This is a genomic window from Niallia sp. 01092 (genome assembly GCF_052318935.1).
Lineage (GTDB): Bacteria > Bacillota > Bacilli > Bacillales > Cytobacillaceae > Niallia.
In genome coordinates this window covers 98,048-112,343 of sequence record NZ_JBQRKO010000008.1, presented here as the reverse complement: position 1 = coordinate 112,343, position 14,296 = coordinate 98,048, and the positions used below count along the sequence as shown (strand labels likewise).

The window sequence follows — 14,296 nt, the reverse complement described above, 5'->3', positions numbered from 1 at the left end:
TTCAAAGGAACAAGAGTTTATTTATAATGGTTTCAGAAAAATCAAACTACAGATTAATTAGTAGCTATATTCTAATAAAAAAACGGTACTTCATGTAATAAATGAATTTCCCAATGTTCCAGAAGAATGGACGGTGGACCTTTTAAAAGAGGTTTTTCCCAATATTAAAAGAACTCTCCCCCTCTATTCAATATAAGCAAGCTTCCTTAATAAAATCTAGAAAAAAAGAAGTTCAAAGCAAAAGAGAACACTTGAATAAAGTACAGTGTTAAAATAAAACATAAAGGAAGGATCAAATTACATAAATAATGCTGAAACGGGGAAAGGAATTAAATGAGTATAATAACAAAGAAAAAAAGCAATAAACTTTTTAAATTTTCACGTGCATTTTTGGTGATTATTGGAGGGATTATTACTGCTTATGGATTAGAAGCTGTTTTAATCCCAAACTCTGTATCAGATGGTGGTGTAACAGGTCTAAGTATCGTTGGTTCGCAATTTGGCTTACCATTAGGGCTTCTAATTGCTGTATTAAATATCCCATTTGTTTTTTTAGGATATAAACAAATTGGGAAAAGTTTTGCTATTTATTCCGTAATTGGGATTGCTTCACTAGCCGTTAGTACGAGTCTTATGCATCATGTATCACCGATTATTGAAGGGGATACGTTGCTCGTAACCGTTGTTGGTGGGATTATTATAGGTTTTGGAATGGGGCTAGCTTTACGTAATGGCGGCGCATTAGACGGAATCGATATGTTAGCCGTATTACTTTCTCGGAAATTACCGTTTGGGACTAGTGACCTTATTCTATTTTTAAATATGTTTGTTTTTATTGTCGTATCAACGGTGTTTGGTCTTCAAGGGGCTATTTTATCCGCAATTGCTTATTTTATTGCGTCAAAAGTGATTCACATTGTAGAAGAAGGTTTAAGTGGTTCGAAAACCTTTAAAATTATTACTATTCATCCTGAATTAATGGTGGAAACGATACGTGATCGATTAGGCCGTGGAGCTACGTATACACTAGCACTTGGTGGTTATACACAAGAAGAATTTAAAGAAATAACATGTGTCATTAACCGTTTGGAAGAAAGTAAAATGAAAGAAATTATCCGTGAGATTGATCCGAAAGCTTTTGTCGCGATTTACGATGTTTCCGAAGTAAAGGGCGGGAACTTCCAAAAACGAAATATTCATTAAATACTAGTTAGCACATAAACTGAAAATAATTGATAGCTGGAAAAAGAGGGACTAATAATAGTTCCTCTTTTTCGATGTTAGGGAAGAAGACTGGGCTGGGGTAAGTGCATAAATCACTAAATAGCAAAAGAAGAAATAAGCCTATTAGGAGTAATTTTCCGAGTAGGCTTATTTTTGTTTGAGACAGGCGTCGATTTTAGTCTCTCTGTTACATAATGTTACCATACTGTAAAATTCGGTCCTCATTTTTCTATAAGAGAATGTTATTGGAAATTCTAATGGTATGGATAATAATTCCTTTAAAAAATCGATCCCTTTATTACCATAGGTTTAAAATAGCAAACTTGCATTTTCCATGTTTTGTACCATGAATGAAAATATTACATCTGATAGCCTAATAGAAGAGCAAATGAAAGACTGCTAGGAGGCACAAGGAATGAAAAAATTTAAAAAATTAATAGTAGCCGCTGGGTTAATCGGATCTCTTTCCGCATTTACGTTAACCAATCAAACAGAGGCAGCAACAAATCACACGATACATAATGGTGAGACATATTGGAACATAGCAAAGGGATTCGGCATTCCAATCAATAGTTTAATGAATGCAAACAATAGTAAACCGCTAATTGCAGGTGAAACAATGATCCTACCAAACTCTACTATTTCTGCTGCAGATAAAGATTTAATGGCACGTTTAGTGCATGCAGAGGCAGTTGGGGAACCTTATGCTGGAAAGGTAGCTGTTGCTGTTGTCATACTGAACCGTGTAAAAAGTGATCAATTCCCTAATACAATCCGTGAAGTCATCTACCAAATCTCAAACGGACATTATGCATTTACTCCTGTACAAAATGGACAAATCAATCAGCCAGCTGATGCTGCTTCTAAAAGAGCAGTAAACGAAGCGATTGCTATAGGTGAATCAGGAAAGGGATCTTTATTTTTCTTCAATCCTAAAACGTCAAGCAGCAAGTGGATTTTATCACGCCCTGTTACAGTTGAAATTGGGAATCATCGTTTTGCTAAATAAGTAAGGAATGAAAGGATGTCTTCCGAAGGTCCTAAACCTTTGGAGGCATCCTTTTTATTTTTGGAGTGAGGGACAGGAACACATTTTTGGAATAGAAAATAAAGGAAATACTGTTACATTAAACTAGTGTACAGCTGTATTTTTTCAAGAATAGTGTTAGACTATTCTTAATGATGGAGGTGTCTCATATGAGTGTAAATCAGCCTTATTCAAAGAAAGTGACATATGCTGAATATTTAACTTGGCCTGATGAGCCGCGATACGAAATCATTGATGGCATTCCTTTTTTGCAAGCTGCGCCATCAAGACAGCATCAGGCGATTGTAACGAAATTAACTGGTGAACTATATACATTTCTTAAAGGAAAAACTTGTGAAGTGTATGCAGCTCCTTTTGATGTTCGCTTATCAGCTACAGAGGATGAAGCAGAATGTCAAGTGGTACAACCAGATATTAGTGTGGTTTGTGATGAGAGAAAATTAGATAATAAAGGATGTAAAGGTGCTCCAGATTTAGTTGTGGAAGTCTTATCTCCTTCCACTTGGCAAAGAGACCGAATTGAGAAATTAAACCAATACGAGAAATATGGGGTAAAAGAATATTTATTAATTTATCCAAATGAAAAAGTATTGGAGCAATATGTTCTCGGAGAAAATAATCGGTACAGTACACCATCTATCTTTAATGAAGAAAGTATTTTTCCTTTTTATATCTTTCCTGAATTCAAAATAAAATTGCATGAAATATTTTCTTGAAAAGCTGATTCTTTTGGGTTGGCTTTTTTGCTTTATTTATGATTAATAACTTTAAATTAATTAAAGATAGCCGGTGGCGCTATTTATGTTGTTAACAGGCATTCGGCGTTATTGCCATCCTAGTTTAGTCTAACAAAATAAAGTCGTTGATTTAATCATTATTTAAACAAGAAGTAAAGATGCCTATTATAACTCCATACTTGTTTGGAAGGAAATTTAGATAAATAATCATCACACTTTTCTTTTAAAAATTTTTATAAAAAGGAACCACATGGAAGGATGCATCGTCTAACGTTTGTAAGGGAAGGAGGTTCATCAGTGGATACAAATAAAGAAAATAAGGAGACTATTTCTCATTTATCGAAAAATGAAAAACTTGTCTGGTTAATGGATCAGTATGGAGATATGGTAATACGGCTAGCTTACACATATGTAAAGAAAAAGGAAGCAGCGGAAGACATTTCTCAAGAAGTATTTGTCAGCTGTTATAAACATCTAGATGAATTTAAGGAAAATGCATCTTATAAAACTTGGATCTATAGAATTACGGTGAACAAATGTAAGGATGTCTTAAAAAGCTGGCATTTCAGAAACATCTTTAACAAAGATACAACAAAATTACTCTCCCCTATTCCTGTGAAAGAATCAGTAGAAAGAAATGAAGATATATTTAATAAAGTTTTAGCTCTTCCTGTTAAATATCGAGAAGTTATTATCTTATATTATTATGAAGATATTTCCATCCGAGAAATTTCTGACTTGCTAGGGGTTAAAAGTAATACAGTTAAAACACGATTACATAGAGGTAGGAATGCGTTAAAAATAACATTAGATGAGGTGAAAATGCATGAATCCTTTTAAATATCTAAAAGATCATCAAGGAAACTTCCATTTTACGGAGGAGCATAAACAAAAAGTATTAGGAAGAGTAATAGAGGAATCAACACATCCTCTAAAGGAGAGAAAAAGCAGGAAAAGGTGGATGCCGTTTATCGCAACAGCTGCTGCACTATTTCTCCTGTTTATTGGATCAACCTTTTTTTCACCAACGATGGCAAAGGTTGCAGCAAAAATACCTTACTTTCATTATTTTATGAAGCAGCAGAACGATAAAAATGCAATTTATAAAGTGCTTGGAGACGTAATGCGAAAATATAATTATCCATTTAATCAACTAGACGATGTTTCTATCCCTGATAGAAGGATTGTATTATCAGTTGATATGTCAAAAGAAGAATTTCAGAAACAAAAGGAAGCTGTTATTAAAAATATCAACTCAGAACTTATTAAACAAAATTTTGGAAAATATTCGATTACGCTTAAAAGAGAAAAAATAGTCAATAAAATACCAGATAATAATCAGTTGAAAGAGGAAGAGAAGTATGCAGAGAAAAGCCAAGAGCTGCATGAAAAGGTTCAACACTATTTAGATAAAAATCATTTTGTTACAGCATTTCCAATACAAGTTAGAATAAATCAGATAGAAAAATTTGTGTATGTTTCTGTTCCAAAAACGGAGAAGAGGATGAAACAATTAAAAGCAGATTTGATAGATATTTCCAAAGAGTATGGAGAATTTACATTTAGAATTACACAAGTAGATATGAAAGCAAGAGAACAAGAATTAAGATGGGACAAGACAGGAGCTATAAGTATTATTGCACAAGGATTAATGGAGAATAAACAATTTAAAGTCAAGGGATTTTCTTACTCCTTTCACCCACTTCCATTGCAAATCAAAGTCAAAACATCCGTTTCTTCAACAGATGCAAATGCAAAAGAATTAGCACAAAGCATAGTAGAGGAAATTGATACGTTTATACAAACAGATGACTTAACTAAAAATTTGCGTAATGACCCATATGAGGTGACTGTTTTAAGCAAGGATAAGAAGAAAATAAATGAATAAGTAAAGAAAGTGTCAGGCACCCCAAATGAACATTTGTCCATTCGGGGTGCCTGGCACTTCTTTATGTAATTTTCAGAAAACGATAGCAATAAATAATTGATCATGATAATATTGATCTAAGGTTCAAACCTTAGACCATTAAAATAAAAAATGGAGGAGTTTATGAAAGTTTCTCTTGATGCTTTTCAGTTTCAAAAGGTTACGCCTATGCGTGTTAGTGACTTTATTTTAGAACAGTTGGAAGAAGCAATTATTTTAAAAGAGATTCTTCCAGAGGAACAGCTGCCTCCTGAGAGGGAGCTTGCTAATATTTTTAAGGCAAGCAGACTTTCGATACGAGAAGCGATTGCAGAGCTGGAGAAAAAAGAATTGATTGAAAGAAGGCTTGGCAATAAAGGTGGAACCTTTGTGCTGCCTGTAACATCTAAAGCACACCAGCGGACAATTGAGGAAATAAAGAACGACTGGAATGCCTTGGAAGAGCTGTTGGAGTTCAGGTCCTTTATAGAACCTGAGGCTGCCAGGCTGTCTGCATCGAGAATAAGCGAACAAAATATTGCTTATTTGAAAATGCTTGTAAATAAAAGCATGGAAGCAGATTGTACAAGGGAAATGTTCCGTTCCTTGGATGTGAAGTTTCATTTGCTGATTGGAACGGAATCACGGAATACCCATATTAAAACTGCTGTTAGAAAAATTCGGACCAAGCTGAATCCTGTATTGGATTTAATTCCGTTTAGCAAAGAAGTAACAAACAATACGTATAAGCAGCATTTGGAGCTTATACAGGCTTTTGAAGAGCGCGATGAAATAAAGGCGAGAGACATTATGCAAGCACATATCAGTAAAACATTAAGTGAGGTTCATACGAGAGTATTTGAATCGAACAAATAACCATTCATTTACTGGAGGAAGAAATGAATCCAAATATGCAAAATAAAAAAGATAATGCCGTTGACTTACTTGCGGAAGCAGAAAAAATAAAAGAGCAGGCAGTGGCTTGGAGAAGGGATTTTCACCAGCATCCGGAGATTGGATATGGAGAAATTCGAACTTCAAGTATTGTGTCATCCTACCTGAAATCACTAGGATTAGAGGTGCAAAGTGGAGTAGGAAAGACTGGGGTTGTTGGTCTATTGCGCGGACAAGAGGATGGACCAACGATTGCACTTCGAGCAGATATGGATGCATTGCCTATCCAGGATAAAAAGTCTGTACCTTATCGTTCCAAAAATGATGGATTAGCACATCTGTGCGGGCATGATGCTCATACAAGCATCTTGATGGGAACGGCGAGGCTTTTAACGAAATTAGGAAAGCCAAAACGAGGGAATATAAAATTTATTTTCCAGCCTGCTGAAGAAGGGCTTGCGGGAGCAAAGGCGATGATGGAGGATGGTGTATTGTTAAATCCGCCAGTGGATGCGATAGCTGCTTTACATGTTGCCCCAAATGTTCCGACAGGTCAAGTATCTGTAGCAAGAGGCTTAGCTTGTGCAGCAGCAGATCCTATAACGATTAAAATCATCGGAAAAGGCGGCCACGCAGCACGGCCCCATGAATCAGTGGATTCCATTGCGATATCCGCACAGATGATAACAGCATTGCAGCAAATTATTAGCAGAGGAACGAATCCGCTGGATGCGGCTGTTATTACAATAGGAAAGATTAAAGGCGGCACTGCAGGAAATGCCATTGCCCCAGAGGTAGAACTTGTTGGGACAGTAAGGACGTTAAATCCAGAAGTGAGGGAGCAAATTCCTCATCAAATCGAAAAGGTAATTAAAGGAATTGCGGAAATGTATGGAGCAGAGTATGCATTTCATTATGAAAAAAGCTACCCGTCTGTCATAAATGATGACCAAATGGCAGATTTCGTTTATCAGGCGTCTGAACAAATACTTGGGGCAGACAAATGCGGAGACGAAAAGCCTTCTATGGGCGGGGAAGATTTCGCTTTTTATACACATGCCATTCCTGGGGTTATTTTTCGATTAGGTGTATGCAATGGAGAGGAGTCTACACAATTTCCGCTGCATCATGAAAGGTTTGATTTAGATGAAGAAGCTTTGCCCATCGGCATCGCAATGCTGTCACAAATTGCCTTGAATTATTTACATAGAAGGAACCAATAAACATGATTTAAACATATAAAAGGAGATGAACCATTTTGGCAAAAAAGAGAAGGCTTTCTAAAGCAATACTTGCAACCATGTTAGGTAGTGCATTATATCTTGCAGGGTGCAGCGATGACCCAGCAAGCAATACGAATAATGGAGGTGGCTCCCTCAATCAAAAGGATGAATCGATTAAGGCAGCTGACATTTCTAAAATTCCGGCAGCTTCTAAGAAGAGAACGGATACATTTGTTGCTGGGACAACAAAGCCAGGCGGCGTGTTTAATCCATATTTCTATTCAAATGGCTGGGATGAAAATATTAACAGTGTGATCTTTTCTTCGCTGGTTAATATTGATGACAAAGGAAAACCATATCCGCAGCTAGCAGAAAAATGGGACATTTCTGCTGATAATTTAACGTATACATTTCATCTTAGACCAGATCTAAAGTTTAGCGACGGAAGTCCTTTAACTGCTGAGGATGTAGCTTTTACATTAACAATGCTGCACGATCCGAAATATGACGGAGCAACAGATATTAGTCTTGTACATATTAAGGGAGGACAGGCTTACAAGGAAGGAAAAGCGGATAAGATAGAAGGAATTCATGTAATCGATAATCAGACAATTAAAATTGAAACAGAAGAGGTCAACGCTCAAGCATTAACGATGCTAGGCGGGCCGGTCTTGTCAAAGGCTTATTACGGCAAAGAATATAAACGAGGAAATTTAGATTATATCAAAACGACGTTCCTAAAGCCTATAGGAAGTGGTCCATATTACTTAGAAGAGTATGTTGCTGGACAAGAATTAAGATTTAAGGCAAATCCTTATTATTATGAAGGAAAACCGGATACAGAAGAATTTATTTATAAAGTAACAGATCCTAACACAAATTTTCAATTATTCCAAACCGGAGAAACGGATTATGAGCGATTTGATGCAACGCCAGACAACTTTGAGCAGCTAAGCAGCTTAGGATTCGCGAATATAGATTTATCACAGGCAAGTGTTTATGGTTATATTGCTTTTAACAATAGCAATGAATTATTCCGTGATAACAAAGTAAAGCAGGCATTCTTCTACGGGCTAGATCGTAAAAAAATAGTAGATTCCTATTATCAAGGATATGCAACAGTTGCAGATGTTCCAGCATCCCCTGTTTTATGGTCGTATACCAATAAGGATGTAAAAAAATACGACTATGATTTGGAGCGGGCTAAAAAGCTGTTGGATGAAGCTGGATGGAAAGCTGGAAAAGACGGCATAAGAGAAAAAGACGGAAAAAAATTAAAAGTAACGTTTATCGGTTCGAAAACTAGGCCATTAAATGACACGATCATTGCCATGGCAACTGAAAACTATAAAAAAATGGGCGTTGACTTTGACGCAGAGCTGCTCGATCCTAATGCATTATTCAATAAAACCCAAAAAGGGGATTATGATTTAGCATTCTTTGAATCTTCCATGATCATCGATCCTCACGATAATGCGAAAAATTTCTTATCGGACAATCCGAATAATATTTCAAAATACAATAATCCAAAAGCAGATGAGCTTATTAAAAAAGGCATAAGCACGGTGGATATGGATCAAAGAAAAGAAGTTTACGGCGAATTATATAAAGAGTTAACAGAGGATCCTCCTGTTTTATATGTATACTATCGAAAATTCTTATTTGCTTCCAATGCTAGAATGGAAGGGTTAAAGACAAATCCATTTAATGGAATATCTAATAGTTTAAGCAAAGCAGAAATACAAAAATAATAGAGGCAGAACGGGTTAAATGCTAAAAGCACTGACTTTAGCATTTAACCATAAGGAGGGAAAAGATGGCGCGTTATGTAATGAAACGAATACTTCAAATGATTCCAACTTTATTTGGAGTATCCGTTTTAATATTTTTCTTATTTGCGTTAGTTCCAGGTGATTTTGTTGATTCGAATCAGAATATAACAGCAGAGAGAGCACAAGAATTAAGAGCATTGTACGGGTTGGATAAGCCGATTATCGAGCGGTATTTTATATGGGTGGGCCAGATGCTGCAAGGAGATTTTGGCTTTTCTTTAAAATATCAGCAAAATGTTACGGATGTGCTTGGAGATTATATTTGGAATTCCTTTCTCATCGCTTTTACTTCGCTAGTATTGACATGGATTATTGCACTCCTCGTTGGCGTAGTTTCTGCCACAAAGCAGTATTCATGGTTTGATGGAATCGTTACTTTTTTTGTATTTGCTGCAATGTCATTTCCTTCTTTTTTCATTGGTTTACTTTTAATTAAATTTCTAGCGGTAGATCTTCATTTATTCCCAGTTGCAGGAATGATTGAAACAGGAAGTGCAACATCGGGCTTTTCGTATGTTGTAGATGTAGCGAAGCATATGGTGCTTCCGGTAACCGTTTTAACCATGCTTAGTGTAGGATCGTTAACTCGCTACTTTCGAACCAATATGCTGGAAGTGATTAGACAAGATTTTATTCGAACAGCAAGAGCGAAAGGATTAAAGGAAAAAACCGTTGTATATAAGCATGCATTAAGAAATGCATTGCTGCCGGCTATCACTCTTTTAGCCTTTGAGCTGCCAGGACTATTCTCTGGTGCCATTATTACGGAACAAATTTTTAACTGGCCAGGGGCTGGGCATATTCATTTGGAGGCGCTTGGGGAAAGAGATTATCCTGTATTAATGGGATTCACGATGTTTTTAGCATTGCTTACGATTGTTGGAAATCTAGTTGCTGATTTGCTATACGGTTGGGCAGATCCGCGTGTAAGGATGAAATAAGGAGGAACGCGATTGAATATGAAAATAGAAGAAATACAAAAAAGCGTAAAACCGCTCCAAAAGAAGAGAACAACATCTTCGTCTCCTTGGAGGCTGGCTTTTAAGAGATTAAAGAAAAATAAGCTGGCGGTATTTGGTCTGTTTTTCCTGATTTTTATGTTTATTTTCTGTTTTATTGGCCCTCTTTTTTCACCATATGCAGCAGGAAATATTCACGTGGAGCTGATGAAGCAGCCTCCTAGCATGTACCACTGGCTTGGAACAGATGAGCTGGGAAGAGATATTTTAACAAGGCTGATGCTAGCGGGCCGAATTTCGCTGACTGTTGGCATTGCCTCCATGATACTGTCTGTACTTATTGGCTCCGTGCTTGGGGTGGTATCAGGTTTTTACCGTGGAATAGTAGATAGTTTTATCATGCGTTTAGCAGATGTACTAATGTCTATTCCAAGTTTGCCTTTATTGGTGATTATCGGTGCCATTCTTTCTGATTTAAAAGTTCCTTCTGAGTATCGAATTTATATTGTGATGCTTATGCTCAGTTTACTTGGATGGCCAAGCTTGGCTCGTCTTGTCAGAAGTCAGATCCTTTCCCTTAGGGAGCGGGAGTTTATGCTGGCAACAGATGTCCTTGGTCTTCGAGACAGAAGAAAGATGTTTCATCATCTTCTGCCTAATACGGTGCCCCTTCTGCTAGTAGTAGCAACCTTAAATGTAGCAGGCGCGATTTTAAGTGAGTCTGTTCTTAGCTTTTTAGGATTAGGTGTCGTTCCGCCAACAGCTTCATGGGGAAATATGATTGATGCAGCCAACTCCCTTGTCGACTTTCAAAAGCGTCCTTGGCTGTGGATTCCACCAGGTGCCGCGATATTTGCCACCGTTGTTTCTATTAACTTATTGGGAGATGGCTTAAGAGATGCCCTTGATCCAAAAACGAAAAGGTAGGTGCAGGTGAAGAAGATGAGTAATACCCTTGTAGAATTTAAACACTTAAAAACCTTTTTTCATACCGAAGAGGGCACGGTTAAAGCAGTAAATGATGTAACCTTTCGTATTAGAGAAGGTGAAACAGTATGTGTAGTCGGCGAATCCGGCTGTGGAAAAAGTGTAACTGCTTTATCCTTAATGGGACTAGTCGCTAGTCCTCCTGGTGAAGTAGTGAACGGAGAAATTTTGTTTAATGGAAAAAATTTATTGCAGGCAAGCGATAAGGAAATCAGAAGAATTCGCGGAAACGAAGTCTCCATGATTTTTCAAGAGCCAATGTCATCCTTAAATCCAGTAATGACCATTGGGGAACAAATAATCGAGCCAATTATGGAACACACATTGGTTAGCAAAAAAGAAGCAAAACAAAAAGCGATTAAACTAATAACATCTGTAGGAATTCCTCGAGCAGAGCAAATCATGAATGCCTATCCACATGAATTAAGCGGAGGAATGCTGCAAAGAATCATGATTACCATTGCCCTTAGCTGCAATCCCAAATTATTAATTGCAGATGAACCTACTACAGCTCTGGATGTTACCATACAAGCGCAGATTCTAGATTTATTGAGGAAAATAAAAGAAGAACATCATACTTCCATCATGCTGATTACACACGACTTAGGGGTTGTAGCCGAAATGGCAGACTATGTAGTAGTCATGTATGCAGGGAAAATTATTGAAGAAGCGCCTGTTTTGGAGTTGTTTAAAAATCCGAAGCATCCTTATACGCAAGGCCTGTTAAAATCCAAGCCTGTGTTTAATCAGCGGAAAAAACGACTTTATTCGATACCAGGACAGGTGCCGAACCCTGTTGATCTTGGAGAATTCTGCTACTTCCATGACCGTTGTGAGCATTGCATGGATATTTGCAGGGAAAAGCAGCCAAAGCTTGAAGCAGATGAGAATGGACATAAAGCAGCTTGCTGGCTGTATGAAGGAGGAAATAAGAATGGCTGATGCTCTACTTCAAGTGGATAATCTAAAAAAATATTTTCCTACTTCTACTGGATTTTTTGGAAAGAAGCAAGCGCCAGTTAAAGCAGTGGATGGCGTTAGTTTTACGATAAAACAAGGAGAGACATTTGGCATTGTAGGAGAGTCTGGAAGCGGTAAAAGTACGACTGGCCGGGCCATTTTAAGGCTGATGGATATTACAGAAGGGTCTGTCCTATTTAAAGGAGAAAATGTACATATGCTGCCGAAAGAGGAGCTTCGGCGCCTTCGTCCTAAAATGCAGCTTGTATTTCAAGATCCATACAGCTCGTTAAATCCAAGAATGCGGATTGGCGATTCGATTGGAGAAGCTTTGCTGGACCATGGAATGGCATCCAAAAAAGAAATTCGCGAAAGAGTTTTAGAGACACTGAACATTTGCGGATTGGCTCCTTACCATATAGACCGATATCCACATGAATTTTCAGGAGGGCAGAGGCAGCGGATCGGAATAGCAAGAGCCATTATTTTGAATCCGGAATTTCTTGTAGCAGACGAGCCTGTTTCCGCATTGGATGTTTCGATTCAGGCACAAATCATCAATCTTTTCAGCGATTTGCAGGAACAAAAAAATCTGACGTATTTATTTATATCACACGATTTAAGTGTGGTAGAGCATTTATGCACGAGGATTGCTGTAATGTATTTAGGTTCAATGGTCGAAATGGCAGATAGAGATGAATTATTTACGAATCCTCTCCACCCTTATACAAAGGCTTTATTATCTGCTGTGCCGATACCAGATCCTACGTTAAAAAGAGAGAGAATCGTTTTAAGTGGAGATATGCCAAGTCCGTCTAATCCTCCATCTGGATGTAAATTTCATACGAGATGTCCATGGGCAAAAGAAATATGCAGGCAGGAAGTCCCTGCATTCCGAAATGTTGGCGGACAGCATTTTGTTGCCTGTCATTTAGTCTAGGCTTAACGCAGAAGGGAGGATTTTAACATGGATAAAGTGGACATATCCCAGCCAATTGCTCTTTTTATTGAACAAGGTCGTGCCAATGGAATTGCCGATAAAGATTTAATACTGGCGCTTAAAGAGAAAAATTTTCATTTGCTTAAGCTGGATGAACAGGTGGATGCAGAACAAAAGCTCCGTTTAGCAGAAGAGTTGGGAAATGATTGGGAGAAAGCAATCAGTAACGGCTATCGAATTCGTTTTTTATCGATTCATGGGTTGAAAAACCTGTTGAAATTTAAATATAACAAAATAGTAGAGATAGACTATAAAGAGGAATATAATACGATTACTTTGTTGAAAATGAGTAAAGAGGATATCGCAAGCTTAACATCTATTATTTCAGGTCAATGGAACATCGTTCGAGAAGATAGTCATACATGTGATAGTGAATCGGAATGGATACAAATTAAGCTGAAAAATGAGCTGGTTTAGCAGCTTAAGGATACAGCTGTCAGGGGGAATGTTCGAAGAGTACTTTTTTAATGGAATCTCAGCACCCCCTGCGGAAAAAGGATGGAAAGAAATAGGCTTTTGATAGAAGAAGCGGATAGGTAAAAAATAGTGGAGGAACGATATGCTATATCTTAATCAATTAGAATATGAACATATACATTATCTTACAAACACGTTAAAGGGAGGGCTTGGCCCCGGAAAGGATAATGTCAAAACAGCAGGCTGTGGATTGTGCTGCTCCTGTATGGTTGTAGAAAACTTGACCCTTGATTCCTTTCCATTAGAAGAATGCTTGGAGATGTCCATCTCCTTAAAAGCGAATGAACAGCCAGGAACCGATATGATAATATTAGGTCCAGCCGTTGCAGAAAAATTCGGACTGGATCTTAAAATGACGAATAGTGCTGAGGAGCTGTTGGATCATTTGAGAAACGGCGGCATGGCCATTGCTAATACAGGTGGAGACAGAGAAGCGTATACGGGAGTCTTCAGCCACGGCGGACATTATATTACAGTGGTTTCGGCAAAAGGAAGCACCCTGTGTATTTTGGACCCATCTCTTTCAGCTGATAAGTATGAGGAAGAAGGCAGAAAAGGAAAAGTGAAAATCGACGGCAGCTTTATCTACTGCGATATTTCTATATTGGCAAAAGACTGTGAGAATAGAAATCCAGCATATTACTTGTTTAGTAGAAAATAGAGTGCCAGGCATCTCAAATGGAAAAATATCCATTTGGGGGCCAGACAATTGGAGGCATTTAGGTCTGGCCAGCAAAGGCTTTCAGCCGTAGAGCAAACCATCCGTTCTCACGGGTGGTTTTGCTTCGTGTGCTAGGAATGTTCAACGTGGTAGGTCATGAGATTGGTTTCATTATGTTGATATAGGATATTTCTATTAAATATTCAGAATACAAAGAATGTTCATTTTTTGAGCGCTTGAACGTGAACAAAATCCTTTATAATTGAAAATAAAGAACTTATCACAATGATAAAAAATCACTTTCACCAATAGTTCAATACACCCCTTTTTAGCTTTTCTTTCCAGAAAATTTTGACATAACCATAAGCATAAAAAGTTTCACCAGATG

At 37.6% G+C, this 14,296-nt stretch carries 14 protein-coding genes; all 14 read left to right on the top strand.

Translation table 11 applies throughout. The features are described 5' to 3' along the window. Positions 1-333: 333 nt before the first annotated feature. The 14 genes from ACTXGU_RS09490 to ACTXGU_RS09425 all read left to right on the top strand — a co-directional run bounded on the left by ACTXGU_RS09490 (position 334) and on the right by ACTXGU_RS09425 (position 13,908). On the top strand, positions 334-1,203 hold the full coding sequence (locus tag ACTXGU_RS09490) for a YitT family protein (protein WP_443481268.1): 870 nt from the start codon (positions 334-336) through the stop codon (positions 1,201-1,203). 436 nt (positions 1,204-1,639) lie between these two features. Then, complete coding sequence (locus ACTXGU_RS09485; protein ID WP_443481267.1) at positions 1,640-2,233, top strand: cell wall hydrolase; 594 nt, start codon at positions 1,640-1,642, stop codon at positions 2,231-2,233. A gap of 188 nt (positions 2,234-2,421) precedes the next feature. Then, positions 2,422-2,988, top strand: coding sequence for a Uma2 family endonuclease (locus ACTXGU_RS09480; protein WP_443481266.1), 567 nt, complete (start codon positions 2,422-2,424; stop codon positions 2,986-2,988). A gap of 318 nt (positions 2,989-3,306) precedes the next feature. Then, on the top strand, positions 3,307-3,849 hold the full coding sequence (locus tag ACTXGU_RS09475) for a sigma-70 family RNA polymerase sigma factor (RefSeq protein ID WP_443481265.1): 543 nt from the start codon (positions 3,307-3,309) through the stop codon (positions 3,847-3,849). After that, positions 3,836-4,897, top strand: coding sequence for a DUF4030 domain-containing protein (locus tag ACTXGU_RS09470; RefSeq protein ID WP_443481264.1), 1,062 nt, complete (start codon positions 3,836-3,838; stop codon positions 4,895-4,897). Before ACTXGU_RS09475 ends, ACTXGU_RS09470 begins: the two co-directional genes overlap by 14 nt. 162 nt (positions 4,898-5,059) lie before the next feature. Next, positions 5,060-5,791, top strand: a complete 732-nt coding sequence (locus ACTXGU_RS09465; protein ID WP_443481263.1) for a FadR/GntR family transcriptional regulator — start codon at positions 5,060-5,062, stop codon at positions 5,789-5,791. Positions 5,792-5,814: 23 nt separating this feature from the next. Beyond that, entirely contained in the window at positions 5,815-7,032 is a 1,218-nt protein-coding gene (locus tag ACTXGU_RS09460; protein WP_443481262.1) for a M20 metallopeptidase family protein, read from the top strand. 77 nt (positions 7,033-7,109) lie between these two features. Next, positions 7,110-8,783, top strand: a complete 1,674-nt coding sequence (locus ACTXGU_RS09455; RefSeq protein WP_443481343.1) for an ABC transporter substrate-binding protein — start codon at positions 7,110-7,112, stop codon at positions 8,781-8,783. A 65-nt stretch (positions 8,784-8,848) separates the two neighbouring features. Then, entirely contained in the window at positions 8,849-9,805 is a 957-nt protein-coding gene (locus tag ACTXGU_RS09450) for an ABC transporter permease (RefSeq protein WP_443481261.1), read from the top strand. An 18-nt stretch (positions 9,806-9,823) separates the two neighbouring features. Next, complete coding sequence (gene opp4C / locus ACTXGU_RS09445; RefSeq protein ID WP_443481342.1) at positions 9,824-10,750, top strand: oligopeptide ABC transporter permease; 927 nt, start codon at positions 9,824-9,826, stop codon at positions 10,748-10,750. A 15-nt stretch (positions 10,751-10,765) separates the two neighbouring features. After that, a complete protein-coding gene (locus tag ACTXGU_RS09440) occupies positions 10,766-11,752 on the top strand; it encodes an ABC transporter ATP-binding protein (protein ID WP_443481260.1) in 987 nt (328 codons plus the stop codon). Then, on the top strand, positions 11,745-12,710 hold the full coding sequence (locus tag ACTXGU_RS09435) for an ABC transporter ATP-binding protein (RefSeq protein ID WP_443481259.1): 966 nt from the start codon (positions 11,745-11,747) through the stop codon (positions 12,708-12,710). Before ACTXGU_RS09440 ends, ACTXGU_RS09435 begins: the two co-directional genes overlap by 8 nt. 27 nt (positions 12,711-12,737) lie before the next feature. Then, positions 12,738-13,187, top strand: coding sequence for a hypothetical protein (locus tag ACTXGU_RS09430; RefSeq protein WP_443481258.1), 450 nt, complete (start codon positions 12,738-12,740; stop codon positions 13,185-13,187). 142 nt (positions 13,188-13,329) lie between these two features. Beyond that, positions 13,330-13,908, top strand: a complete 579-nt coding sequence (locus ACTXGU_RS09425) for a hypothetical protein (RefSeq protein WP_443481257.1) — start codon at positions 13,330-13,332, stop codon at positions 13,906-13,908. Positions 13,909-14,296: the final 388 nt, after the last annotated feature.